This is a genomic window from Shewanella goraebulensis (assembly GCF_030252245.1).
GTDB classification, from domain to species: Bacteria; Pseudomonadota; Gammaproteobacteria; order Enterobacterales; family Shewanellaceae; genus Shewanella; species Shewanella goraebulensis.
In genome coordinates this window covers 4,644,899-4,669,680 of the sequence record NZ_CP126972.1, presented here as the reverse complement: position 1 = coordinate 4,669,680, position 24,782 = coordinate 4,644,899, and the positions used below count along the sequence as shown (strand labels likewise).

The following is a 24,782-nucleotide window of genomic DNA, read 5'->3' as shown; positions in this document are numbered from 1 at the left end:
TAAGTTAATATGCAATAACTATTCAACAATTGTAATGAGATTTAATCGCATTAGTGCGGTTGTTCACAAATCTCTATTTGTGCGTTAAAAATCACTTCCCAAAACACGAAACGCAAATGATAATCCATCTCATTAACGATAACTGCCAAATTAAGGGCTATTTTGTATGAGAATTTCACCAATTGCGTTCGCTGTTGTAGCAAGCTTAGCGTCAGCATCAGTGGCAGCAGAAGAAGCTGCTAATAACACTGAATCAAGTCAGGGGTTTACCGCTGAAATTGAGCGTATTCAAGTAACGGGTATGAACTTCAATAACTACAAAGTTGGCTCTTCTTCAGGTGCTATGCGTGGTGACATTGATTTAATGGACACGCCGCAATCGGTTAACGTCATTCCAGATTTTGTGACTGACGAGCAGTTAGCAAGAAACCTTTCAGAAGTATTGGTCAATGATTCAAGTGTGACGGGTGGTAGTGAAAAGTGGAACCGCCAAGTATTCAACATTCGTGGTTTTGAATTAGATTCAGGTAGCGGCTTTTTAATTAATGGTCAGCAACAATGGTCTCACTACGTTCAACCGATTGAAACACTACAACAAGTTGAAGTGTTGAAAGGTCCATCAAGCATGTTATACGGTCAGTCAGGTCCTGGTGGCTTGATTAACATGGTGACCAAAAAGCCTACCTATGACACGTTATTTGATGTCGCATTTGATACCGATGCTCACGGTTCTACTCGTTTTCAGTTAGATGCAGGAGGCGCGTTAAACGATGCTGAATCTATTCGCTACCGCACAGTGTTAGTGAAGCAAGATACGAAATACTGGCGTGAATACCAAGACGGTAACGGTGAGCAAGAACAAGAGCGTGACCGCTTTTTAGGTTACATCAACCTTGAATTTGACTTACACGATGACGTGATGCTGTCGGTTAAATATGATTACACCGATGACAAAACGGGTATCGATAGAGGTGGTTGGTTAGACGACAATGGTGACTTAGTTGGCGACCGTGAAGATATCTGGGATATGTCTTGGGCATTCACTGACAACAACGTAGAAAACTTAGGTGCTGACTTAACTTGGTATATTTCTGACGACTGGAAAATGACCACTGGTTATAACCACCAAACCTTTACTCGCCAACGTTTAGATTCGTCTCCTTCTATGGTGTCGGGTATGGATCCTGTGACCGAAGGTTACCAAATTAATGCCTTTGACCGTTACGATGATTGGCAACACAAAACAGGTTATATGGATTTCACGGGTATTGTGAATGCCTTTGGTATGGAACATCAATTATTAGTCGGCGCTAATATGCTTGACTATTATTACGGTCAGCTTAAAGACAGTGGCGAAGCGCAAATTGTTAAACCTGGGGAATCGGTACCAAATCCAGGTCTAGATTACAACAATGATACCACTAAATACGAGTCTAGCTATAAGCATTATGGCTTCTATGTACAAGATTTAATGACCATCAACGATGAGTGGCAAGTGCTTGCTGGTGTTCGTTATGATGAGCAAAAGAAAGATGGTGAAGGTGAGAACAGTTACGCTGTATCACCTAAGTTTGGTGTGATTTACTCACCATCTGAGAATGGCAGTATTTATGTCAATTACTCAAAGAGTTTCAACCCTCAATCAATCGTTAACAGTGATAACGATGTGAATGATGGTATGGATTTAGAGCCTGAGTACGGTGAGCAATACGAAATCGGTACTAAGTGGGAACTGTTTGATGGTGGCTTATTGTTAACGGGTGCCGTGTTCGATACCACAGTGACAAACGTGACTGTGCAAGAACAACTTGAACAACCAATTGGCGATAAAGAATACATCACGACTCAAAGTGGTAAGCAGCAACACCGTGGTTTCGAAATGGGTGCACAAGGTCAAGTTAGCGACAATGTGTTCGTAACGAGCTCAATGATGTACTTAGATGCTGAATACATTACTAGTGCAGAAGATACTGCACAGCTTGACGGTAAAACGCCTGTTGATGCACCTGAGTGGTCAGCTAATATCTGGACACGTTACGAAGTCACTGATGATTTAGCTTTAAACATTGGTGCAATTTATGTGGGTGAGCGTTTTGCTAATACACAAAACACCATTGTTAAAGATGATTATGTTCGTTTTGATTTTGGTGCAGCATATACATTTGCCGTACAAAATACTGATATGAGCGTGCGTTTTAACGTTAAAAACCTATTTGATACTGACTACTTAGGTGGCGGTACTAACACTGACGTCACTGTGGGTGAAGGTAGAAACTTTAGCTTAGCGTTTGAAGCAAAGTTCTAATTTACAGGTTGTTAAGTTCACAGAATTAAGCACCAAATATATGTAAAGCGTTATAGTGAAAGGCCCTAGTGTATTGTGATTACACTAGGGCCTTTTTTATTGTCCAATACTTAGCTACGGTGTTATAAGTTTTTCGACAAAAATGCTTCAATGGCCATAAAGGTTTTAACTCGATGATCATTATTACTAAGGTAATGGTCGCCATTTTCAAGCTCGATATATTGAACTGGTTTTTTAAGGTCTTCTAACTCTTCAAACATATCTTCACTGTGTTGAACCCTAACAACGCGGTCTTTATCGCCATGAATAAGTAACACTGGCACATTGATATCTTTGGCCTTGCTTAAAGGAGACCGTTCATAAAGCGCATCATAATCATCGCCAATCTGTTTTTTTACGATATCGAAATTGCTATAACGTCGAGATGACTTAACCAGATATTCAACATCGGTGACACCAGCAACACTAATTGCGCATTGGTATAAATCTTTAGTCGTTGCCACTCCCATTAGGGCTGCATACCCGCCATAACTGGCGCCAACAATACACACTTTATCAGGATCGGCGATACCTTCATCGATTAACCAGCGAGTGCCATCTTCGACATCATTTTGCATGTCGAGCCCCCAGTTTTTAAGGCCTGCTTTCATGAAGTCGTAACCATATCCTGCAGAGCCTCGAAAGTTCATTCTAAAGACTGCATAGCCTCTGTTGGCTAAAAACTGAGTCCAGTAGTCAAAGCTATTGGAGTCATAGCTAATAGGACCGCCATGGGGGAAGATAATGGTTGGTAGCTTTTTAGCTTCTTTATCTAACGGTGTGGTTAAGAAGGCTTGGATCTCTAAACCATCTCTAGCTTTGTACGATAAGGTTTGGGTGTTAGCCAATAAATCAGGTGTTAGTTTTTTATATCGATAAGCAATCGGGAATAGTTCTCCAGCATCGCGGTCACCAAATAGATAAGTGCCTGCTTCTTTTGAGTTGGTTGAATACACAATGTATCGACGCTCATTATCACTAAACTGGGTTATATAATTGCGGTATTCAGGCAGAGCTTTGTTTAGGCCATTAACGAGGCCGATATACTCTTCATCCCAGAAGGTATATTCAGACTCATCGCCATCATCAATACCAATAATCTTTTGTTTGAGTTTTGAATAAATCAATGAACCTTCGACGTCGTTAAACTCTTTACTGAATACTAATTCTTTAGCAAGCTCAGGGTCGCGTAAATCAACCTTGAAGATAGCTTCAAAACCTTCATGATAAGCTTGAACATAGAGGATGTTTTTATCCTGAGCAAAGCCCATTGGCCAAACCTGATCTTCCTCGAAAGCTTCGAACTCCCATAAAATTCTTCTACCTTTGTGGGCATCTTCTTGCTCGTAAATTCGGTATTGGGTTTCTTTACGGTAAATGCCAATTCGAATTCTATTTTGTCTATCCGTTATCCAGTTTGTAACGTTTGCTTCAGCAGGTTGCTCAAAACGGATATTGCCGTTATTTAAGTTAACTTGGATGACCGACTCAAATTGAGCTTTATTACCAATGCCATTAGTACCCAGTAACAAGTATTTGTCGTCATCGGGAAGGTAATCGATAATATTTGATTGGATTTGTGGCATCCATTTAAACTTTTTAAGTCCAAAACGACTTAGTAAGTTAGAGGTTTTTTTCTTACTCAGAGAATACTTAATGATGCGAGTTTCTGTGGTTGGAGTACCGAAACGAACAGCGGGAAACTTAGCTTTTATGAGTAGCAAATCATCATTTGCCCAGCTCATGGATAAAATAACAAATTTTTCATTGTCAGTTTGAATGGGGTAAGAAGATTCACGAGTATCAATATCGAGAATATTGACTAACGTGCCTTCCATTCCTTTAGCTTCAGAGCGAACTAAAGAGGCGATTTTAGTACCATTGGGAGACATAGTGACATGACTGACATCAGGGATACTGGCAAACGCTTCAACAGGTAGTTGCTGATTTTCTGCAAATGACATCAGTGAAGATAACAGCAACATTGATGCTGTTAGTATAAGTAAAATCCTTTTCATTCAAACTTTCCGTGTTGAACATAAATATGTTGCACACATGTTATCAGTAAAAAGATGGACAAATCCAGTTTTACTAACGCTAAACCTATGTAATGATTATATTTGCTTGAAAGCCTGACTGTACTTGTAATGGAGTCCAAGTGAGGCACTGCGGCATAACATAAAGGCGCTCATTGCTGCCCATAAACCATGGTTGCCATAATCTTGTAGTAGGTACCAGCATGGGAAAAACACTACAAATGTGGCGATAATCATGCTGTTTCGCATGGCGCGTCCTTGGGCGGCGCCAATATAAACCCCATCAAATAAGTATGAGCCAAACGCCAGTAGTGGCATGAACACCAACCACATGAGATAAATATTGGCTTGCTGCTGCACAATCTCAATACTCGTGAGCAGACTGATAATGCCACTGCCGCCAAAGTAGAATAATAAGCAAAAGCCAAACGAGAATAGTGCTGACCAGTAGCCAGCAAGTAATACTGAATCTTGCAGCAACGTTAGGTTTCTTTGACCCACAGCCCGCCCAACTTCCGCTTCAGCGTAATAGGCAATGCCATCTAATGCATAGGAAATCAGCATTAAAAGATTTAAAAGTACGGCATTGGCGGCAATGATGTCATCGCCCAAGCCTGCGCCGTAAAAGGTCATAAAGGTAAAGCTTGCTTGCAGGCATAAACTACGGATAAAAATATCACGATTGAGTTTGAGTAATTGCGAGTAGCCTTTAAAGCTTAAGTGGACAAACAGCTTGCCTAAATTGAAGTCACTTTGCTGGTACAAAGCACGTTTAACAATCACCGCAGCAACAGTAAAAGCACAAATATCAGCAATGACCGATGCTAATGCCGCGCCTTTTACGTTCCATTCGAAACCGATAACAAACACCACATCGAGCACGATATTAACGATGTTGGCAATGATGAGTTGCCACATGGCAGCTTTTGGCGCTTGTCTGCCTAATAGCCAGCCTAATAAGACTAAATTCAAAAGTGCGAAAGGGATAGACCAGATACGAATATTGACGTATTCGCTACAGAAGTGCTTTACCTCTTCACTGGCTTGGCTTAGAGACATGGCAAACTCAAGCAAGGGCTGCTGTAAAATGATCGCACTTAAACCAAATATCAGTGCTAGGCTACAACCTTGTACCAGCAATTTTTGCTGAGTTACGTTATCATTAGCACCATATGCTTGGGCGACTAGACCTGTTGTAGACATCCTTAAAAAGCCCAATAGCCAGACAATTAAGGTAATAATTGTACTGCCTAGTGCCACACCGCCTAAATAATAGGCTTCAGATAAATGACCAATGACAGCTGTATCGACTAAACCTAACAGAGGAATAGTGATATTGGATAAAATCATCGGCAGTGCTAATGCAAAGAGCTGACGGTTTTTTTGGCTGTTAAATAATAATGCTTTTATGGACATAGGAATCTTATGTTAAAACAAAGTCTGTTGGGATTAATGTGGTTATTCTCATTTAATGCCAGCGCAGTGGTGATTTTGCAATATCACCATGTATCAGAAACAACGCCAGCAAGTACTAGTGTTACACCGGCGCAATTTGAAGAGCAAATGCAGTACCTTGCAGATAATGAGTTTACCATCATTAGTCTGACAGAGGCGGTAGATGCCATAAAACAAAATAAGCCCATTGCTGAAAAAAGCATTGTGATTACCTTTGATGATGGCTACGACAGCATTGCTAAGGCAGCAGCGCCGATTCTAGCCAAGCATGATTTCTCCTATACCTTATTTGTTTCGGTAGAGCCGATTGAAAAAGGTTATTCAGGGATGATGAGTTGGGATGATATTAATCAGTTAGCTAAAGATGGTGCGACCATTGCCAATCATAGCTGGGCTCATGAGCATCTTAATCGCAAGCTTGATGGTGAAAGTGATCAGCAATGGTTAACACGTATTGAGAACAATTTATTAGACACTGAAGCTGAGATTAAAAAGCATACGGGTCAAAGTGTGAGAATGCTGGCTTATCCATATGGTGAGTACAATGCTGACGTTGAAAACATTCTTAAAAAGCATGATTTTATTGGTTTAGGCCAACAATCAGGTGCGGCGGGTAAATATTCAATTTTAACGGCTTTACCGCGTTTTCCTGTTGCTGGGCCTTACGCGGATCTTGATAGTTTAAAGGTCAAATTTACCAGCTTGAATATGCCAGTGGTGAAACAAAATATTAGCGATCCTTTACTGACTTCAGGTAATTGGCGTCCAGAGCTAAAAGTTGAGTTAGATATCACTGATATTTACCCGCATCAGGTGATGTGCTTTGTTCAAGGACAAGGGGCTAAAAAGCCGACTTGGTTGACTGAAACTGAGTTTAGTATTCAAGCACCAGCCAATTTACCTGCAGGACGCAGTCGTTATAACTGTACTGCACCGAGCAAAACTCAAAGTGGTTATTATTGGTTTTCACAAGCGTGGGTGAGACCTAATAATGATGGGAGTTGGCCAAAAGAATAGTCTTTTGGTTTAGCCTGATGGCTAAATAAGTTTAGTTTTTTGAGCAGAAGCCAAATCAAGATCGTGGCGCTTCGCCCACACCAGAGCAAGAGGGGAAACAACAGCAATCCCCCTCTTGCATCACCCTTGCCGCTCCCACGAAATAATCTGAAAAACGATTATTTCAATGGAGAACCATCCAGCTTTAAACTTTTATTTAGCCAGCTTCGGCAAGCTGTGAAAATCACTAACGCTTCCGATGGGGCGTCCCTTCCCCTCGAAAGCTAGCCAGACATCCATGTCTGGACTCACGTAATTTTCTTGCTTACCTCAATTCAATTGGAGCATTCAAGCCTTTTAAGACTTTTATTCGTACTTAACTGGGACAAACAAACCTGCGGATACAACAATTCCCCATTGAATAAGCATGAGGCTTGCTCGCTTTTAAGAGCAATTTCGTAGGGGCGGCAAGGCTCTTATGAAAATCAGCGAAAAGGGAAATGCTGTTGTTTCCCTTTCGTTGGGTGTGGGCGAAGCACCACGACCTTGATCCTAATTCAAACGAAGTTTGGAAATGAATTTTGGGAAATGACGATCATAATCAAGCATGTGTTTTACAAATTTCAGAGCTAGCTCATCTTTGCCCCAAAGTGAGTTAAATAGACATTTCCAGCCAATAGAGTTCATAATTGCATATTACCCTCAAGTAGCAATATTAATGCCGGGTATTCTGTAATCGATACTCTGAAGGAGTCACTCCAACTTTGTTCTTGAATAATCTAGAAAAATATTGTGGGTACTCAAAGCCTAAACTATAGGCAATGGTCGCCACAGAATCCTTGCTAGAGAGTAAGCGATCTTTTGACTTATCAATCAGAGCATAATGGATCCAATCCTTTGTTGTTTTACCTGTTTCAGCTTTCAGGGCATCGCTTAAGTATCGACTGGTCATATTCATGTCTTGCGCCATATCTTCCACTTCAGGAATGGTCGCTGACTCTTGAATTACAGCCTCTAAGCGAGCCTCCAATAGCGCTGAAAACTTGTCATAAACCGATGTGTTTGCTTCTTTACGCATCATAAATTGGCGGTGGTAATAGCGATTTGCGTACATCAATAAGGTACTAATTTGCGATAAAATGAGTTCTTTACTAAAGGCATCTAGGCTCATGTTGTTTTCTGCCTCAAGTGCATCAAACATCGCAACCATATGTTGCTCTTCTTTTGGTGTAAGGTGTAGAGCCTCGTTAACCGAATAATTGAAAAATTGATATTTTTTGAGCTCGTCTTGTAGCTTATGACCTCGAATGAAATCGGGGTGAAAACAGATAGTGCGGGCAACTGAGTCGATTATTATACCGCTGGCTGTCAGCTCTTGATTAGGAGCAATAAAAAGCACCGTCCCATTTGAACAATCGTATTGGGTACGACCGTACATGACTTCGCCTGACGTGATGTGTTTGAATGATATCGCGTAGAAACTGGTGGTGAGTGAAATGCTCTCACCATTGAGTAATTGATTGTCATCACTGTTTGGCTTTAGTTTCATTACATCAACTAAAGGACGCTCTGGTGGGCGTATACCAAGAACAGCATTGAGTTCTTTAATGCTATCAAAATGGAACCTTTTCATTGCTTCACCTTTTAGTATGACGTCTCACAGCATAGTCCTCTAGTTTAAGCATATTATGGTTGAGTAGCATTGAAAACCCAGAGCATTAATCAATGTATTGTGTATACGAAATAACGTAGTGATTCGTTTCGTTATTTCGTATACAACTCTTGCTGTTTTGTGTACTGCTTACTTTGGCCATTAGTTCTAAGATAACTCTATTGAACATTTTGAGGACTAAAATTCATGTCAAAAACATCTTGGAGTGCTGAACAAATACCGAGTCAAAAAGGCAGGGTATCTATCGTTACTGGTTCATCTAGTGGTATAGGTAAAGAAACAGCCAAAGTCTTAGCACAGAAACAATCGACAGTGGTACTCGCTGTTAGAAATGTGCCAAAAGGTGAGAAGGTGGCTGAGGACATCCGAGCAGACTATCCAGATGTTGACATTTCGGTCATGCAGATGGATCTTTCCAGCCTTCGTTCCGTCCAAGAGTTCAGTTCCAAGTTTTTAGCCAATTTCGACAGACTTGATTTACTGATCAACAATGCCGGAGTAGCGTGTCCTTATGCAGAGACTGAGGACGGATTTGAAATCCTGATGGGGACGAATCATCTAGGTCACTTTGCATTGGTCGGTCATTTACTCGAAACTCTTAAGAAAACAGCAAACTCCCGTGTGGTGGTTGTTTCTGCTGGCGCTCACAAGTCCTCGAAGTTAGATTTGGGTGATCTAAATTGGGGAAAACGAAAATACAGCAATTTTACGGCTTACGCAGATAGTAAACTGGCGAACCTCTATTTTGCCTATGAGCTGAAAAGACGACTTGAATCCGAAGGTGGAAACCCGATGGTTACAGCTGCTCACCCAGGGTGGACGACATCAGAACTTCAGCGTGGGTTTGTGAAGTTTCTAAATATCTTTTTCGGGCAGAGTAAAGAAATGGGAGCACTGCCAACACTGCGTGCGGCAATAGACGAGAGTGCATCGTCGGGAGATTTTTTCGGCCCGCAGGATTTCTTTGAACTGCACGGGGCACCTATTAAGGTCGAATCAAGCAAGCTGTCACATGATGCCAGTGCTGCGCAAAAGCTATGGACGCTATCTGAAGAACTAACAGGAATAAAATACTAAACAATGGTATGGCGGCTTTGCGCTACGTAGGTTTAAGGGTATTTATGGAAAATAAACTCGTGTTACAGGTGGTGGGTTTTATCATTTTATTGCTAGGGGGTATTCTTAGTTATAACCCTGAACTAGTGAGTAATAAACCCATCCCAGAGGATGCCTTCCAAGCTGTTGAAAGAAGAGTTCAGTGGGGCTTTTTGATGGGGATAGGTATGTTACTTATTTTTCATCATCAAATTACCCCATATTTGTTTACTGTTGCTGCAGCCGGTATGACATTAACATTGGGGGCGCTAATTTCGCGCGTAATGGGTATTTTCCTTGATGGTTCTGTACCAAGGCATTGGATGTGGGTTGCTGTTGAGCTAGTTATGGTCGTTGGTTTCGGAATTTGGTATGCGAAGCAACGCTTATAATCAGTCGGTTGTCCCATATCTAAGCTAATTCATTGGTTGTTAAGTTAACAATGTCACTGACACAGAATTGTCCACTATATAAGTTAGCTCTCAGTATCAACCTTCTAAAAAAGCCTCAATATTTTCTTATTGAGGCTTTGTCATAATTCAATTTCTAATCAAAAAACACTATGCACTTTCAATAATCAATTTCAAATCAGCAACCAGTTCTTTATTCAAAATCTGTGGGATCTTCCCTGGTTGTTGCTTGGGTTTAAACACAGCAAACTTTTCCCCTTTTGGTGACACTAAAACATAGCTGGCGCTGTGGTCGACTTGATAGTCAGCGCCGTCACCCACCATGGCATAGGCGAAGCCTAAATCACGGGTGAACGGGAACAGTTGAGTGTGGTCAGCTGTGACAGCTTTAAAGTCTCGATTAAAAAAGTTGATGTAATCTAAGCGCTTTGTTTGCGAGTCTCTGTCTGGGTCGACTGAAACAAACACAACCTGAATATCTTCTGATACCGATTGCAGTTCAGCATAAGCAGCATTGAGCTTATTTAACGTTGTCGGGCACACATCAGGGCACGAGGTAAAACCGACAAACAGTAAACTCCACTTACCGAGTAATTGTTGATTGCCAAACTCATTGCCCAACTGATCATGTAGGGTAAACGGTGCCAGTGGTCTTGGGTTATCAAAAAGATAACTACTTTGAAGGGCTAAATCTGGCACCTGAGTCATCAATGCCGTATTTGCTGATTGGCGAGGGAATAGCGCTGCAACCGCAACGCCCAAACCCAACATGATGACGGCTAATAAAAGGATTTTTTTCAATCGGTCACTCCCCGTTTATTCATTGCAGCATTGGTTATTGCTATGCGCATAACTTAAGCCCATAGCTTAAACCCACAAGTAGTGATCAACGAGTAGCACCAAGAATAAAATCATTAAGTGGTAAATCGAAAACTTAAATACATCCATCGCCAGTCCTGGTTTGTCGTGATATTTAAGTTGCCATGCTTTATAGATAAAGCCGCAACTTAATAAGGTTGAACCGACTAAATAAACTGGGCCGCACATGCCAACCAGCACAGGTAATAAACAGGCGATAGCCAGTAATAATGTGTAAAGCAATATGCAAGTTTTAGTGAACTCTACACCATGGGTAACTGGCAGCATCGGCACATCGACTTTGGCGTATTCTTTTTTACGGTGAATCGCTAAAGCCCAGAAGTGTGGCGGTGTCCATGTGAAGATGATGATAACTAAAAGCAGGGCATTGCCGTGCAGTTCGTTAGTGACTGCAGTCCAGCCTAAGAGTGGTGGCATGGCGCCAGCTAATCCGCCAATAACGATATTTTGTGGTGTGGCACGCTTTAAATATGCGGTGTAGACCACGGCGTAACCGATTAAACTGGCAAAGGTTAGCCATGCAGTTAACGGGTTTACCAGCGCGTATAAAATAATAAAACCACCTAGGCCAATTGAGGTGGCAAAGGTCATGGCTTTGATTGCTGATACTTTCCCTTTAGGTAGTGGGCGGTTGTAGGTACGTGCCATTAAGCCATCTATACGGCGATCAATTAAATGGTTATAAGCTGCTGCAGCACCTGCCATCATGGCGATGCCAATCATCCCGAAAATAAGCGGTTGAAGTGGAACAGCGCCGGGAAGCGCAAGACACATACCGACCAGCACAGTTAACAGCATCAGTGCGACCACTTTGGGTTTGGTCATTTCAAAATAAGCGCGCCATTGCATAGTGTCATTTTTAGCACTCGACATTGAGCTGACGTCAGCCGTCTTGGTTGCACTTGCGGGTAAAGATAGTGATTTAGCCATAATAGAATCCTTGCTTATGCTTTACGCCACAGCGCATAGTTAATAAAAATAACGGTTAACAACAGTAACGCTGCGCCGCCGTTGTGTGAGACTGCAATACCAAGAGGGAGGTGCATTACAATATTGCTTATGCCTAAACCCACTTGTAACACCACAAGGGCAAATAAAACCCATGCACTTTGTCGCATGATTGACGATTGAGCTTTAAGTAATTTAAACGCTAACCAGCATAAACTGATGGCAGTAATCACCCCCCAAATACGATGGGTAACATGTATGGTCATTCGAGCAGGGTATTCAAGTACGCCAAATTCGAAACTTGGATGGTCACCTTGGAAGGGTGAGAAAGCCTTGGCAAACTGTAAATTATCTATCCAGTTACCTTCACAAATAGGTAATGTGGTGCAGGCTAATGCCGCGTAATTTGATGATGTCCAACCGCCTAAAATAATTTGCACCACTAACACAACTAAACTGACCATCGCTAATGGGCCGAGTTTTCTGGCATAGGTATCGCCACCGGGGATCCGTAATGGTTTAGTGCGTAAATAAAGTAACAGCAGTAAAGCAAACAAGCTAAAGCCACCAATTAAATGTCCCATTACCACGATGGGCATGAGCTTCATGGTGACTGTCCACATGCCTAATGCCGCTTGGAATAAGATCAGTGCGGAAATGAATATGGGAAGTTTTTTTGGCGCATCAGCACGCTTTAAGCAAATGATTAAAATAGTTAATACCAGCAGACCTAATGTGCCTGCGATATAACGGTGGATCATTTCAAGCCAAGCTTTTTCTGGCTCGACGGTGAGATCTGGAAAATTTGTTTCTACTTTAGCCAAATCAGCCGCATCACTGGGTACACCGATATGGCCATAACAACCCGGCCAATCAGGACAGCCTAAACCGGCATCTGATAAGCGGGTATAAGCGCCCATCAAAATCACGGCAAAGGTAAATACTAAGGTAAATTTGAGGAGGTTTTTTATATCCATTAACCGACCCTCGATAGCTTAAGTAGCTTCCTTAAATCTGCAATCATCGACTTACCTTGAGCCATATTTTCTTGCTCGCCGATAATCCCAGGGTATTCCATTACCAAGCTGCCAAGCGGATCGACAATAATCATTTGCTGCTCTGTCATCATTGCAATGATGGCTGGGCTTGCATTGGCTGTTTCAAATGGTACTTGGAGCTTTTCAAGAATTGCGGTGTCACTATCAGGTTGCAACATGATAATTGGGCTAACACGATCTTGATGCTTACCTAAGGCGACATGGCTTTGGTGCAATACATATAAGCGTTGCTGACACTGTTCTAAACATTTTTTTGGCAATAGATATAACAGCTGCCAAGATTGCGGGTGCGGGTTATCCATCATTAAGCTTTGATAGCTCACCTCTGGAGGAATGAGTTGGCCTTTATTGGTCGCAGCGCCATTATATAAATCCATGCTTAATACCAGCTTGGCGACGGCCACTGGTAAGATAAATACCAGTACTAGGGCAAACAATGCCTTGTTATTTTTAGGTTTTGCTGGGGAGTTCATACTTGCTCCTCTTGTTACGGCTTAATTTATTAGTTTGGTTTTATTCGTTTTCAGTTTTTGTTTCATTCTTTACGGTGTTATTAGAGTCAATTGCGTTGCTAGTGGTGTTTTTAGGTGTTGCTTTAATCAAGTATTTCCATCCAATCCATAGCATTAACGATAAAAATACCGCCGCCATAGTGAACCATTGCAGCGCGTAGCCTTGGTGCTTTTGGGCTGATAATGGAATCGGTGTCCAAGGCTTAGGTAATGCAATATTAGGGATTGAATCTGGCTGCAGTACTACTGGTGCCAGTGGGTGGCCTATTTTCTCAGCTAAGGCCGCTAAATTGAGGTTTTGAAAACGCATCACATTGCCGTCTTCTGCATGGAGCTGGTGGCTTAAGGGGTTAACCTGTTTTTGATAAACGCGGCCATTAAGGTCAATGGCTGACAATGGCACTGGAGTAATGTCAGGTAAAATTCGACGATCGATATTGGCTGCGACAAACCCTAACTCAACCAGTAACCAAGGCAGGTCTTGCAAATCAGAATCTGAAATTTGAAATACTTGGTAGGCCAGGTAACCAACTCGGCCTTCAAACACTTGGTTATCGAGTAGCAATATTTGCTGATTAATAGGCGTAGCGTTGACGCTTAAACGGTAACCACTGAGTCTTTCATCAGCGTCAAAAGCAAGCAATTCATCAAAACTTAATTCACTGGCTGCTTGTCTTGCTGATAACGTCGCTTGCCACGCGGTTTTTTGCTCCGCTCTATCAAGTTGCCAAACACCTAACTTGACCAAAATACAAAACACACTCACAGTAACAACTAGCAATAACCCAGTAGATAGTCGCCAGACTCGCAAAGGAGAGCCCATGGCAGCGTTAGATACCTTAGTTATTTTCAAGCTTGTATTAGTACTGCTGCTTGTATTCATATTATTTAATCTAGCTAGAGCCCTGTTTATTATGGTGAAAGCTGAAACGAAACAACCTATGAGTCAATTTTTAGGACGTAGAGTTATCTTTTCTGCTTTAGTCATGTTGCTGCTATTACTGGCCTTAGGGCTAGGTTGGGTAACGCCCAACCCTAGGCCGTACTAGTTAGATTTATTTAAATCACGTAGACAAAAATAAACAAACATAGCCAAACTACATCGACAAAATGCCAATACCAACTACCTGATTGGAAGGCAAAATGGCTTTCTGGGGTGAAATGACCTTTGAGCACCCTAAAGAACAAGATAATTAGAAAGACCGTTCCTAAGGTCACGTGCATGCCGTGAAAGCCAGTAAGCAAAAAGAAGGTATTACCGTAAATACCTGATGAAAGCGTTAGCCCCATTTCTTGGTATGCATGAACATATTCCTCTACCTGCAAGAATAAGAATCCAATACCTAATAAAATGGTAAGCCCTAGCCAGACTTTTAATGCGCCGCGTTTAGACTTCTCTAAAGACACATGAGCAAAGTGCAATGTGACTGAAGAGGCTAATAAGATGAGGGTGTTATACAGTGGTAACCCTGTCCAAGGCATAGCTTCTGTAGTGGTGCCATCAGGCGTTTTGATAAGAGGCCACATCGCTTCAAAGGTTGGCCATAACACCTCGTGGGTCATGGCGTTGTTCGAGCTACCACCAAGCCAAGGGATTGCGACCATTCTGGCGTAGAACAAGGCGCCAAAAAATGCGCCGAAGAACATAATTTCAGAGAAAATAAACCAGCTCATTCCTTGACGAAATGAACGATCCATTTGCGCTGAATATAAGCCTGACATTGATTCATCAATGACATTTTTAAACCAGCCAAATAGCATAAAGATAATGACTGCAATACCAGCCACTAATATATAACCACCTGAAGTCTCTTCAGTGGCTAACTGTTGAACGTAAGAACCAGCGCCAAAAGCAATGAGGAATAATCCAATTGCGCCGGTAATGGGCCAAACGCTTTGCGCTGGCACGTAGTAGTTTTCATGTTTGGTTGTCATCTTGCTGCTCCTTGCTCTATGGCCGCAGTTTGTTTGTCTGTGATGTCATAGAGGGTATAAGAGAGAGTCAAAGTTTTAATGGAATCTGGTAAGTCTGGATCCACATAAAAGATTAATGGCAGTTCAGCATCAGCCTTTGCAGCTAGGGGTTGTTGATTAAAACAAAAGCACTCGGTTTTATTGAAATACGCCGCGCCTTGGCCTGGTGATACCGAAGGTATGGCTTGGCCAACAAGGGGATTAGCAGATAGATTTTTTGCTAAAAAGGCTGTGCGAGTGAGCTCGCCTGGGTGAACCTGAATACTGTTCACCTTAGGGCCAAATTCCCACGGCATGCTGCCTTGTACTTGGGCGATAAATTCAATAGTAATGGTGCGGTCTTTATCAACGACCACCGCTTCATAACTACTTGCGGTACCTTGGGGTTTTCCGTTAATGCCCAAGGTATCGCACAGCACGTCATAAAGCGGCACTAGCGCAAAACCAAAGCCGAACATACCGATAGAACCCAGTACGAGACCTATTAATAATTTACGGTTTGATTTTGTTGGCTGGCTCATATCACTTTACCTCTGGAGGTGTCGTGAATGAGTGATAAGGTGCTGGACTTGGGATGGTCCATTCTAGTCCTTCAGCGCCTTCCCAAGGTTTATCCGCAGCTTTCTCACCGCCTCGAACACACTTAATAACAACGGCTAAGAAGATAAGTTGTGATAAACCAAATGCAAACCCACCAATTGAGACAATTTGGTTAACATCAGCAAATTGAATCGCATAATCAGGAATACGACGCGGCATACCCGCAAGTCCTAAGAAGTGCATTGGGAAAAACAACACGTTGACTGAAATAGTGCTACACCAGAAATGCCAGCGGCCTAAGGTTTCGCTATACATGTGGCCTGTCCATTTCGGCAGCCAGTAATAAGCTGCGGCCATAATGGAGTACACTGCGCCCGTTACTAGTACGTAGTGGAAATGCGCCACAACAAAGTAAGTATCATGGTATTGGAAATCCGCAGGTGTAATCGCCAGCATTAATCCAGAGAATCCACCAATTGTGAACAGAATAATAAAGGCAACTGCAAACAACATTGGGGTTTCAAAGGTTATTGAGCCACGCCACATCGTCGCAACCCAGTTAAATACCTTAACCCCTGTGGGCACCGCAATGAGCATAGTGCAATACATGAAGAACAACTCGGCAAATACTGGCATGCCCGTGGTAAACATGTGATGCGCCCACACCAAGAAAGACAGAATCGCAATACTTGAGGTGGCGTAAACCATGGAGGAGTATCCGAATAGCTTTTTGCGGCTAAAGGTCGGCACAATCGCTGAGATAATACCGAATGAGGGTAAAATCATAATGTAAACTTCGGGGTGACCGAAGAACCAGAAAATGTGCTGGAACATGACGGGGTCGCCACCACCTGCAGCATCGAAGAAGCTGGTACCGAAGTATTTATCGGTTAATACCATGGTCACTGCGCCTGCAAGCACTGGCATCACCGCTATCAATAAGAATGCGGTAATTAACCAAGTCCATACGAACAGTGGCAACTTCATCCAAGTCATACCTGGTGCACGCATATTCACAATTGTCACGACCACGTTGATCGCGCCCATAATTGAGCTTATTCCCATAATGTGTACTGAGAATACAAATAGTGCAGTGGTATCAGGGCTGTAGGTCGTTGAGAGTGGAGCGTAGAACGTCCAACCAAAGTTAGGGCCGCCACCTTCCATAAATAACGAACTTAATAGAATGGCAAACGCGAATGGTAGGATCCAAAAACTCCAGTTATTCATTCGAGGCAGAGCCATATCCGGCGCACCAATCATCATAGGAATAAGCCAGTTAGCTAAGCCGGTAAAGGCTGGCATAACGGCACCAAATACCATGATAAGTCCGTGAACTGTGGTCATTTGGTTGAAAAAGTTTGGATCAACTAATTGTAAACCCGGCTGGAACAATTCGGCGCGGATAACCATCGCCATTGCACCGCCCGTGAGAAACATTAGAAAACTAAACCACAAATATAATGAGCCGATGTCTTTATGGTTAGTGGTTAAAATCCAGCGCATGATGCCTTTCGGCGCGCCATGATGGTGATCATCATGGCCATGGTCATCGTGAGAATGACCATCATGAGCTTCGGTTGTATCTTGTGTAATAGTGCTCATTTTAATCCCTTACTTTCCATGACCATCAACGTCAGAAGCCTGTACAGCATCTCCCGAGTCATTACCCCAAGCGTTACGCTCATAAGTAATCACTGCTGCGAGTTGTTGCGGTGTGAGTAGAGAACCAAATGCCTGCATTGCAGTACCAGCCTTGCCATTGACAACAACTTCAATGTGTCCTTCAACTGGTCCTGTAATAGCTGGGCTACCGATTAATGAAGGGAAAGCCCCCGGTAATCCTGTGCCTGCAGCCTGATGACATGCAGCGCAATTGGTCATATAGACTTGCTCGCCCATGGTCATGAGTTCATCCATGGTTAAATCATCTAGTACGACTTCAGCTTTAACTTCTTTCACAACTTCTGCAGCGGCTTCGGTTACGGCTTGTTCAACATTTTCAGGATTAATTTCAGCAGGAAGGGTCACAGGCGTTGCGGCTTGGTCAGTAGCGGAATCCGCTGAACTTGCCGCAGAACCGCCACCATTGATATCAGCGGCTTGCACTACATCGCCAGAGTCATTACCCCAAGCATTTCGCTCGTAGGTCACAACTGCAGCAATTTCAGTTGCAGTAAGCTGTTTAGCAAATGCCTGCATCGCAGTGCCTGATTTACCGTTAACCACAATATCAACATGATCGCTAACAGGCCCCTTAATCAGAGGGCTACCAATAAGAGATGGGAAAACACCAGGAAGACCAGCACCATTGGGTTGGTGACATGCGGCGCAAACGCCCATATAGACTTGCTCACCTTGAGCCATTAACTCATCATATGTGAGTGTTTGCGAAAGCGAGGCTTCTGCAGCAGCTTTAGCATCGACAGCTAGCTGCTTTTGGTCAAGTAACCATTGGTCATAATCGGCTTCAGAAAGTGCTTCGACCACAATAGGCATGAAGCCGTGATCTTTTCCGCACAACTCAGCACATTGGCCGCGGTAGGTGCCAACTTTATCAATGCGTGTCCATGCTTCATTAATGAAACCTGGATTAGCGTCTTTTTTAACCGCAAAAGCAGGCACCCACCATGAGTGAATAACGTCATCACTGGTCATTAAGAAACGCACTTTTCGATTGATTGGTAATACGAGCGGCTTATCAACTTCTAGCAAGTAAGTTTCAGTTTTTTCAGCAGAACCTTGGATTTGATCTGCTGGAGTTGAAAGCAAACTGAAGAACTCGACGTCTTCATTGAAATAGCTGTAATGCCACTTCCACTGAGAGCCGGTAACTTTAATGGTTAAATCTGCATCGCTAGGATCTTCCATAGCTATCAGAGTTTTAGTGGCAGGAATTGCCATACCGATAAGGATGATAAATGGCACGACAGTCCATGCTATTTCAACCTTGGTACTGTCATGAAAATCGGCAGGTTTAGCGCCTTTAGATTTTCTGTGATAGATCATCGAGTAAATCATGATCCCAAAGACCACAACACCAATCGCACAACAGATATATAGAATAATCATATGGAGGTCATAAACCCTACCACTGATTTCTGTCACACCTTGTGTCATGTTAAGCGGCATATCAGCCGCAGCAAGCGGCACTGCAAATAGCAGCACCATTAATCCATACAACAATCGCTTCACAAGACCACTCCTCTGCCAATTGCGATTTGCAATAACAACAAGGAAAAGTCACACAGTAATACTCTGCTCTATGCAAACTTCTCTAATTCCCGAAAAAGTTTGATCACTTCAAAGTACACGGTGGCTGCGAGTATCAATACTCGATTATTTTATTGGGTTATGGTGGCCACACTTGTACCTAATACTGAACTTTTCAATTCTTAAATTGACGCTTTTTATTCAAGGCTTTCTATACCGCATGGTACCAGCACAATCTTTACAGCGTTTTGTAGCTTCTTATCGTTTTACTAACTCAAGAGTGATAACAATTTGTTAGCCTCTTGTTAACTACATTACTTGGAGATTAAATATTGATCAAGATCACTTTATCATCTAATTTGCTGAAAAAAGGCGTAAAAAAAGCCCTTCACAGTAATGAAGGGCTTTTTTAAGAGAGATTAGTTTAGTGGAAAGCAGATAAATTTAACCGTGATGGTGCTGCTAAAGTATTGTCGCTCATATGTTCATCATGTAAGTGAGTATTTACATCTTCAATGATTACACCTTGTGCCAAAGCACTTTTAGCGACTAACTGAATGCGACGATTATCGCGAGCATCTAATGGTGTTGTCCATGTAATAACCGCACTGGAAGTACCACTTGTTAGTGCTTTTTCCATTGCCCAAAGTGTTTCAACTTCATCTTTGGTATGAACAAGCAATACTCGATCCATACGAACATTGGCATTGGCCAATATTTGCTTATAGCCAATATGTGGTGGATTAATTAATACAATCCAACGGCCTTGTTGGCTTAACACTGCTAACTGGCTGCATAACTGGGTTAGCTCAGTGATGCCTTGATTAGCACTTTGTTTGGTTTCAATACCTTGTTTAACAGGCGCTGTGGCTGATGTCATGTCTACCCACAAGCCAGGGTGACGTGGTGCATTACCTAATAATGTGTTCATAACCAACCTCCATTTCGGATAACGCCAACAGCAAGTCCTTCAATGGTGAGACTCTGGCAAGTTAAATCGACTTTTATCGGCGAATATTGTTCATTTTCTGCATGCAGATAAACAACATTGCCTTTCTTTTCAAAACGTTTAACGGTGACATCATCGTCAACACGAGCTACGACAACTTGTCCATTTTTGGCTTGCTGCATTTTGTGCACAGCCAATAAGTCACCTTCAATAATGCCAATATCTTTCATACTGTCGCCACGAACGCGTAGTAAGAAATTAGCATTAGGTTTGAACATTTCAGGATCGACTTGAAAGTACTGTTCAACATGTTCCATTGCGAGGATAGGTTCACCAGCCGCAACCTGACCGATAAGCGGTAATCCTTCTTCGACTTCCTCTTCTTCCTGAATCATGCGAATGCCGCGTGAAGTACCAGGAATAATTTCGATACAACCTTTTTTAGCAAGTGCTTTTAAATGCTCTTCAGCAGCATTAGCACTTTTAAAGCCTAATCTAGTGGCAATTTCTGCACGAGTTGGTGGCATACCTGTCTCGGCAATATTACATTTAATTAGTTCTAGAATTTCAGCTTGTCGTGGCGTTAAAGGTCTCATGTTGATTCCTGTTTTTTTATACAGTGACTGTCATTATATACAGTATCCTTGGTCGTGCAAGTATTAACCAATGAATTTTAAGGATGATACCGATTAAAGTTCATTTTTAACAGATTGGCAAAATTTAAATTTGTTTAAAAACAGTTATTTATATTGTTGCTGTTGGAGGGGGATTTATTTTGATTAAATTAACATTGATAAACAAATGATTCGGTTTTTTGTCGATACAGTATATTTATACAGTACTGATGTTCACTTTTGATAAGTATAAATAAGCGACTTATTTGCTTATATAATTAGCCTTAAAGGGATTTAGTTTGATGCTTAATTGTTAACTACATATACGCAGGTTAGTGAATCCCACCTAGATTCTGGTATCCTATGCGCAATAAATCGTTGTTGATAATGCGAATACTCATGCTAAAACCAGATTCTATCATTGCTAAATCGTTGCGTTGGATTCAGAAACTAATGGTACACAGTGTTGTTGTACCTCAAGATCCGTTCGCTGACTTAAACCTAGATCCTGAAAAACCAGTGGTCTATGTCATGAAGACAGAGTCGCTGAGTGATATCGCGGCACTAAATGAAATTACTGCAAAGTACAATCTACCTAGTCCTTATGAGCGTTTGGACATCGATGGGCTGAACACGCCAAGAATTGTGTGTGTTGAAGGCCGTAAACCCTTATTTGGCAAACGTCATAGTGGCGAGAAGTTTGTTGCTAACTTCACCAAATTACTCGACTTACACCAAAAGAATAAGCAGTTAGATATTCAATTGGTGCCAGTTAGCCTTTATTGGGGACGTATCCCGGGTAAAGAAGATGACACCATGACAGCTGCAGTATTTGAGCGTGAAAATCCGACTTGGCTACGCAAGTGGCTAATGATTTTATTTTTAGGTCGTCATAACTTTATTCAATTCTCAAATGCCATGTCTTTACGTTATATGGCCGATGAACACGGTACTGATGTCAGCATTGCTCACAAGTTAATTCGTGTTGCCCGCGTGCATTTCCGACGTCAACGTAAAGTGATGACGGGGCCACAGTTGCCTAACCGTCAAGCCATGTTTAACTCGTTACTCAAATCTGAATCGATCACCAAAGCGATTCAAGAAGAAGCAGCAAACAAGAAGATTTCTGAAGAAAAGGCGCGTGAAAAGGCCATTGAATATTTAGATGAAATCGCAGCTGACTACTCAGATAACCTGATTCGTATTGCAGAGCGCTTTTTAACTTGGTTATGGAACAAGTTATACAGCGGCATTAGCATTAAGAGTGCTGAGCAAGTTCGTAAACTGCATCATGATGGTCACGAAATTGTCTATGTGCCATGTCATCGTAGCCACATGGATTACTTATTACTATCTTATATCCTCTATTATCAAGGGATGGTTCCTCCGCACATTGCGGCTGGTATTAACTTGAACTTTTGGCCTGCAGGGCCGATGTTCCGCCGCGGTGGTGCCTTCTTTATCCGTCGTAGTTTTAACGGTAATAAGCTTTATACCGCAGTATTCAGAGAGTATTTAGATCAACTATTTGCCAAAGGCTATTCAGTTGAGTACTTCACTGAAGGTGGTCGTTCACGTACAGGCCGTTTGCTTGCGCCTAAAACTGGCATGTTAGCAATGACAGTGAACAGTGTACTACGAGGTATCGAGCGCCCTGTAACGCTGGTGCCAGTTTACTTAGGCTACGATCACGTGATGGAAGTATCGACTTATCACAAAGAATTAAGCGGTAAGAAAAAGCAAAAAGAATCGGTATGGCAGGTATTTGGTGCACTGCGTAAATTAGGTAACTTTGGCCAAGGTTATGTGAACTTTGGTGAGCCAATTAACGTGCAGCAATTCTTAAACCAGCAAGCACCTGATTGGCGCGAAGAAATTGCTCAAGATCCTGAGCAAAAACCAACTTGGTTAACCCCAGCGGTAAATACACTTGCCAATAAAGTGATGACTAACATTAATAGCGCTGCTGCGGCTAGTTCAGTCACACTAACCAGTATGGTGTTATTGGCTTCTGAGCAAAATGCGCTGGAGCGCGGTGAGCTTGAAAGACAGCTAGGTTTATATCTTAAGCTATTAAAAGAGGTGCCTTATACCGGTTATACCTCAGTGGCGGAAGGTAACCCTACTGAAGTGGTTGAACAATGTTTGTCGCTTAAAAAGTTCACTTCAACTAGCGATCAGCTTGGTGAAATTATTGCGATTGAAGAGCATGCTGTCATTGCAATGAGTTACTACCGTAATAACATTATTCACTTGATGGCCGTACCTTCGTTAATTGCTAGTTGTTTAGTGCAATACGAAGAACATAGCCGTGAGAAGATCCATAGCATCGTCAATGATTTTTACCCATTACTAAAAGCAGAATTGTTTATGGGGATTGAAGATTTACCAGCTTATGTAGATCATGTTTTAGACTTGTTTGTTGAGCAAGGGCTAATTACCGGAACAACTGAGTTTGAAGTCAATCAAGGTAATATTACCCAGTTAATGTTATTGTCTGAAACTGTCAGTGAGACATTACAACGTTACGCGATTATCTTTAATTTACTGGCTTACAAACCGGATATTGAACGTTCAGATCTAGAAAGCGCGAGCCACATGCTAGCTCAGCGTTTAGGTGCTTTACACGGAATTACTGCGCCAGAGTTTTATGATAAAAAACTCTACAATAATTTGAGTGTAAAATTAAAAGAATTAGGGCACTTATCGGGTAGTGACAATCAATTTGCTGTCATCCGAATCCGCGATCATGCCAATGGTATGTTGCGACTATCTGTTCGTAAAACCATAGTCGACAGTGTGACTATGGAACATGGGTAACGAATAACTTTATGAGTTCAACACAAACGCAGCCGAAAAATAAATCTTTGTTAGGCGGCGCAATGATTATTGCTGGTACCACGGTCGGTGCTGGCATGTTTTCCCTTCCTGTCGTCAGTGCCGGTATGTGGTTTGGCTACTCAATCGCAGTACTGATAGGTATTTGGTTTTGTATGTTGGTGTCTGGCTTAATGTTGCTTGAGACTAACTTACACTTTAAACCAGGTGATAGTTTTGACACCTTAACCAAAGTTACCTTAGGCCAGTTTTGGCGTATTGTTAACGGCCTGTCGATTACCTTCGTGCTTTATATTCTCACCTACGCCTACATCAGTGGCGGTGGTTCAATCGTAAACCATACGCTTTCCGGTATGGGAATCCATTTGCCACAAAGTATTGCTGGCTTAGTGTTTGCGCTAGTCTTGGCGGCGATTGTGATGATCAGTACTAAGGTAGTCGATCGCATTACTACTGTGATGCTGGGCGGCATGATCATTACCTTCTTTTTAGCAGTCGGTAATCTGCTCATTGATGTTGATAGCGTTAAGTTATTAGTGCCTGATGGCGAAGCGAGTTTTGCACCTTATATTTTAGCTGCCATTCCATTTGGTTTAACCAGTTTTGGTTACCATGGCAATGTGCCAAGTTTAGTTAAGTATTACGGCAAGCAGCCTAATTTAATTATTAAAGCCATCTGTATTGGTACCTTTATCGCGTTAGTGATTTATAGCTGCTGGTTAGTGGCAACCATGGGTAATATTCCTCGCAGTCATTTCAACGATATTATTGCTCAAGGTGGTAATATGGGCGTATTGGTTGGTGCATTATCGGATGTAATCTCTAACGCTTGGTTGAACACCATGCTGACTCTATTTGCTAATTTGGCAGTCGCTTCTTCATTCTTAGGCGTTACCTTAGGTTTATTCGATTACCTTGCTGATCTATTTGGTTTTGATGAGTCGGTTAATGGACGAATTAAAACAGCAGCAGTTACTTTTATTCCTCCTACGGTTTTAGGTTTGTTATTCCCGAACGGCTTTTTGATTGCAATTGGTTTTGCAGCATTAGCGGCAACCATTTGGGCAGCTATTGTGCCAGCTATGATGGCGTACAAGTCGCGTAAAATGTTCCCTGACGAAAATAGTTTCCGAGTCCCGGGCGGTACGCCTTTAGTTGTGATTGTTATCTTGTTTGGTGTATTAACTGCAGCATGTCATTTATTGGCTATGGCTGATTTATTGCCTGTGTATAAGTAATTAATTTTTTA

21 protein-coding genes are annotated in these 24,782 nt (G+C 42.2%); 7 read left to right on the top strand and 14 right to left on the bottom strand.

The window, feature by feature from the left end; genetic code table 11:
* Nucleotides 1–166: 166 nt before the first annotated feature.
* The gene (locus QPX86_RS19680) at nt 167–2,305 is read left to right on the top strand and encodes a TonB-dependent siderophore receptor (RefSeq protein ID WP_220753231.1); all 2,139 of its coding nucleotides are present in this window, start codon (nt 167–169) and stop codon (nt 2,303–2,305) included.
* A gap of 122 nt (nt 2,306–2,427) precedes the next feature.
* Here QPX86_RS19680 and QPX86_RS19675 read toward each other — a convergent pair whose 3' ends face one another.
* Together QPX86_RS19675 and QPX86_RS19670 are read right to left on the bottom strand one after the other, a co-directional pair.
* Nucleotides 2,428–4,362, bottom strand: coding sequence for an alpha/beta hydrolase family protein (locus tag QPX86_RS19675; protein ID WP_285163691.1), 1,935 nt, complete (start codon nt 4,360–4,362; stop codon nt 2,428–2,430).
* Between the two features lie 96 nt (nt 4,363–4,458).
* Nucleotides 4,459–5,796: an MATE family efflux transporter gene (locus tag QPX86_RS19670; protein WP_220753233.1), complete on the bottom strand. Its 1,338-nt coding sequence runs from the start codon at nt 5,794–5,796 to the stop codon at nt 4,459–4,461.
* A 9-nt stretch (nt 5,797–5,805) separates the two neighbouring features.
* Here QPX86_RS19670 and QPX86_RS19665 point away from each other — a divergent pair, with 9 nt between their 5' ends.
* Entirely contained in the window at nt 5,806–6,852 is a 1,047-nt protein-coding gene (locus tag QPX86_RS19665; protein WP_285163690.1) for a polysaccharide deacetylase family protein, read from the top strand.
* Between the two features lie 694 nt (nt 6,853–7,546).
* Here the strand turns inward: QPX86_RS19665 and QPX86_RS19660 are convergent.
* A complete protein-coding gene (locus QPX86_RS19660) occupies nt 7,547–8,464 on the bottom strand; it encodes a helix-turn-helix domain-containing protein (RefSeq protein ID WP_220753235.1) in 918 nt (305 codons plus the stop codon).
* Nucleotides 8,465–8,689: 225 nt separating this feature from the next.
* On the opposite strand from QPX86_RS19660, the gene QPX86_RS19655 reads away from it, so the two are divergent.
* Together QPX86_RS19655 and QPX86_RS19650 are read left to right on the top strand one after the other, a co-directional pair.
* Nucleotides 8,690–9,580 carry an oxidoreductase gene (locus QPX86_RS19655; RefSeq protein ID WP_285163689.1) on the top strand — a complete coding sequence of 297 codons (891 nt, stop codon included), beginning with the start codon at nt 8,690–8,692 and terminating at the stop codon, nt 9,578–9,580.
* Between the two features lie 44 nt (nt 9,581–9,624).
* On the top strand, nt 9,625–9,990 hold the full coding sequence (locus QPX86_RS19650) for a hypothetical protein (RefSeq protein WP_220753237.1): 366 nt from the start codon (nt 9,625–9,627) through the stop codon (nt 9,988–9,990).
* Nucleotides 9,991–10,158: 168 nt separating this feature from the next.
* Here the strand turns inward: QPX86_RS19650 and QPX86_RS19645 are convergent, their stop codons facing one another.
* The 5 genes from QPX86_RS19645 to QPX86_RS19625 form a co-directional block, all read right to left on the bottom strand.
* Nucleotides 10,159–10,779 (bottom strand): SCO family protein, encoded by a 621-nt coding sequence (locus QPX86_RS19645; RefSeq protein ID WP_220753331.1) that lies wholly within the window; start codon nt 10,777–10,779, stop codon nt 10,159–10,161.
* 96 nt (nt 10,780–10,875) lie between these two features.
* Nucleotides 10,876–11,817 (bottom strand): heme o synthase, encoded by a 942-nt coding sequence (gene cyoE / locus QPX86_RS19640; protein ID WP_220753238.1) that lies wholly within the window; start codon nt 11,815–11,817, stop codon nt 10,876–10,878.
* Nucleotides 11,818–11,831: 14 nt separating this feature from the next.
* Nucleotides 11,832–12,812 (bottom strand): COX15/CtaA family protein, encoded by a 981-nt coding sequence (locus QPX86_RS19635; protein WP_220753239.1) that lies wholly within the window; start codon nt 12,810–12,812, stop codon nt 11,832–11,834.
* A complete protein-coding gene (locus QPX86_RS19630; protein ID WP_285163688.1) occupies nt 12,812–13,366 on the bottom strand; it encodes a hypothetical protein in 555 nt (184 codons plus the stop codon). The genes QPX86_RS19635 and QPX86_RS19630 overlap by 1 nt, the downstream gene beginning before the upstream one ends.
* A gap of 40 nt (nt 13,367–13,406) precedes the next feature.
* Nucleotides 13,407–14,228 carry an SURF1 family protein gene (locus QPX86_RS19625; RefSeq protein WP_285163687.1) on the bottom strand — a complete coding sequence of 274 codons (822 nt, stop codon included), beginning with the start codon at nt 14,226–14,228 and terminating at the stop codon, nt 13,407–13,409.
* Between QPX86_RS19625 and QPX86_RS19620 the strand changes: the two genes are divergently transcribed.
* Complete coding sequence (locus QPX86_RS19620; protein ID WP_220753242.1) at nt 14,227–14,454, top strand: DUF2909 family protein; 228 nt, start codon at nt 14,227–14,229, stop codon at nt 14,452–14,454. The genes QPX86_RS19625 and QPX86_RS19620 overlap by 2 nt on opposite strands.
* A gap of 10 nt (nt 14,455–14,464) precedes the next feature.
* On the opposite strand, the gene QPX86_RS19615 is transcribed toward QPX86_RS19620, so the two are convergent.
* The 6 genes from QPX86_RS19615 to lexA all read right to left on the bottom strand — a co-directional run bounded on the left by QPX86_RS19615 (nt 14,465) and on the right by lexA (nt 20,677).
* Nucleotides 14,465–15,340: a cytochrome c oxidase subunit 3 gene (locus QPX86_RS19615; protein ID WP_285163685.1), complete on the bottom strand. Its 876-nt coding sequence runs from the start codon at nt 15,338–15,340 to the stop codon at nt 14,465–14,467.
* Nucleotides 15,337–15,900, bottom strand: a complete 564-nt coding sequence (locus tag QPX86_RS19610) for a cytochrome c oxidase assembly protein (protein ID WP_220753243.1) — start codon at nt 15,898–15,900, stop codon at nt 15,337–15,339. Before QPX86_RS19610 ends, QPX86_RS19615 begins: the two co-directional genes overlap by 4 nt.
* Nucleotide 15,901: 1 nt before the next feature.
* Nucleotides 15,902–17,524 (bottom strand): cytochrome c oxidase subunit I, encoded by a 1,623-nt coding sequence (ctaD, locus tag QPX86_RS19605; RefSeq protein WP_220753244.1) that lies wholly within the window; start codon nt 17,522–17,524, stop codon nt 15,902–15,904.
* Nucleotides 17,525–17,533: 9 nt separating this feature from the next.
* Nucleotides 17,534–19,114 (bottom strand): cytochrome c oxidase subunit II, encoded by a 1,581-nt coding sequence (coxB, locus tag QPX86_RS19600; protein ID WP_285163682.1) that lies wholly within the window; start codon nt 19,112–19,114, stop codon nt 17,534–17,536.
* Between the two features lie 442 nt (nt 19,115–19,556).
* Entirely contained in the window at nt 19,557–20,063 is a 507-nt protein-coding gene (locus QPX86_RS19595; protein WP_220753246.1) for a cell division inhibitor SulA, read from the bottom strand.
* Complete coding sequence (gene lexA, locus QPX86_RS19590) at nt 20,060–20,677, bottom strand: transcriptional repressor LexA (protein ID WP_220753247.1); 618 nt, start codon at nt 20,675–20,677, stop codon at nt 20,060–20,062. The genes QPX86_RS19595 and lexA overlap by 4 nt, the downstream gene beginning before the upstream one ends.
* A 417-nt stretch (nt 20,678–21,094) precedes the next feature.
* Here lexA and plsB point away from each other — a divergent pair, with 417 nt between their 5' ends.
* Nucleotides 21,095–23,515 (top strand): glycerol-3-phosphate 1-O-acyltransferase PlsB, encoded by a 2,421-nt coding sequence (plsB, locus tag QPX86_RS19585; RefSeq protein WP_285163680.1) that lies wholly within the window; start codon nt 21,095–21,097, stop codon nt 23,513–23,515.
* A gap of 11 nt (nt 23,516–23,526) precedes the next feature.
* Nucleotides 23,527–24,771: a tryptophan permease gene (gene mtr, locus QPX86_RS19580; RefSeq protein WP_220753249.1), complete on the top strand. Its 1,245-nt coding sequence runs from the start codon at nt 23,527–23,529 to the stop codon at nt 24,769–24,771.
* Nucleotides 24,772–24,782: the final 11 nt, after the last annotated feature.

Excerpts from the sequence above, each read along its gene's own strand:
- QPX86_RS19680 (WP_220753231.1), top strand. The coding sequence starts at position 167 with ATGAGAATTTCACCAATTGCGTTCGCTGTTGTAGCAAGCTTAGCGTCA.
- QPX86_RS19675 (WP_285163691.1), bottom strand. The coding sequence starts at position 4,362 with ATGAAAAGGATTTTACTTATACTAACAGCATCAATGTTGCTGTTATCT.
- QPX86_RS19670 (WP_220753233.1), bottom strand. The coding sequence starts at position 5,796 with ATGTCCATAAAAGCATTATTATTTAACAGCCAAAAAAACCGTCAGCTC.
- QPX86_RS19665 (WP_285163690.1), top strand. The coding sequence starts at position 5,806 with ATGTTAAAACAAAGTCTGTTGGGATTAATGTGGTTATTCTCATTTAAT.
- QPX86_RS19660 (WP_220753235.1), bottom strand. The coding sequence starts at position 8,464 with ATGAAAAGGTTCCATTTTGATAGCATTAAAGAACTCAATGCTGTTCTT.
- QPX86_RS19655 (WP_285163689.1), top strand. The coding sequence starts at position 8,690 with ATGTCAAAAACATCTTGGAGTGCTGAACAAATACCGAGTCAAAAAGGC.
- QPX86_RS19650 (WP_220753237.1), top strand. The coding sequence starts at position 9,625 with ATGGAAAATAAACTCGTGTTACAGGTGGTGGGTTTTATCATTTTATTG.
- QPX86_RS19645 (WP_220753331.1), bottom strand. The coding sequence starts at position 10,779 with ATGTTGGGTTTGGGCGTTGCGGTTGCAGCGCTATTCCCTCGCCAATCA.
- cyoE (WP_220753238.1), bottom strand. The coding sequence starts at position 11,817 with ATGGCTAAATCACTATCTTTACCCGCAAGTGCAACCAAGACGGCTGAC.
- QPX86_RS19635 (WP_220753239.1), bottom strand. The coding sequence starts at position 12,812 with ATGGATATAAAAAACCTCCTCAAATTTACCTTAGTATTTACCTTTGCC.
- QPX86_RS19630 (WP_285163688.1), bottom strand. The coding sequence starts at position 13,366 with ATGAACTCCCCAGCAAAACCTAAAAATAACAAGGCATTGTTTGCCCTA.
- QPX86_RS19620 (WP_220753242.1), top strand. The coding sequence starts at position 14,227 with ATGGCAGCGTTAGATACCTTAGTTATTTTCAAGCTTGTATTAGTACTG.
- QPX86_RS19625 (WP_285163687.1), bottom strand. The coding sequence starts at position 14,228 with ATGGGCTCTCCTTTGCGAGTCTGGCGACTATCTACTGGGTTATTGCTA.
- QPX86_RS19615 (WP_285163685.1), bottom strand. The coding sequence starts at position 15,340 with ATGACAACCAAACATGAAAACTACTACGTGCCAGCGCAAAGCGTTTGG.
- QPX86_RS19610 (WP_220753243.1), bottom strand. The coding sequence starts at position 15,900 with ATGAGCCAGCCAACAAAATCAAACCGTAAATTATTAATAGGTCTCGTA.
- ctaD (WP_220753244.1), bottom strand. The coding sequence starts at position 17,524 with ATGAGCACTATTACACAAGATACAACCGAAGCTCATGATGGTCATTCT.
- QPX86_RS19595 (WP_220753246.1), bottom strand. The coding sequence starts at position 20,063 with ATGAACACATTATTAGGTAATGCACCACGTCACCCTGGCTTGTGGGTA.
- lexA (WP_220753247.1), bottom strand. The coding sequence starts at position 20,677 with ATGAGACCTTTAACGCCACGACAAGCTGAAATTCTAGAACTAATTAAA.
- plsB (WP_285163680.1), top strand. The coding sequence starts at position 21,095 with ATGCTAAAACCAGATTCTATCATTGCTAAATCGTTGCGTTGGATTCAG.
- mtr (WP_220753249.1), top strand. The coding sequence starts at position 23,527 with ATGAGTTCAACACAAACGCAGCCGAAAAATAAATCTTTGTTAGGCGGC.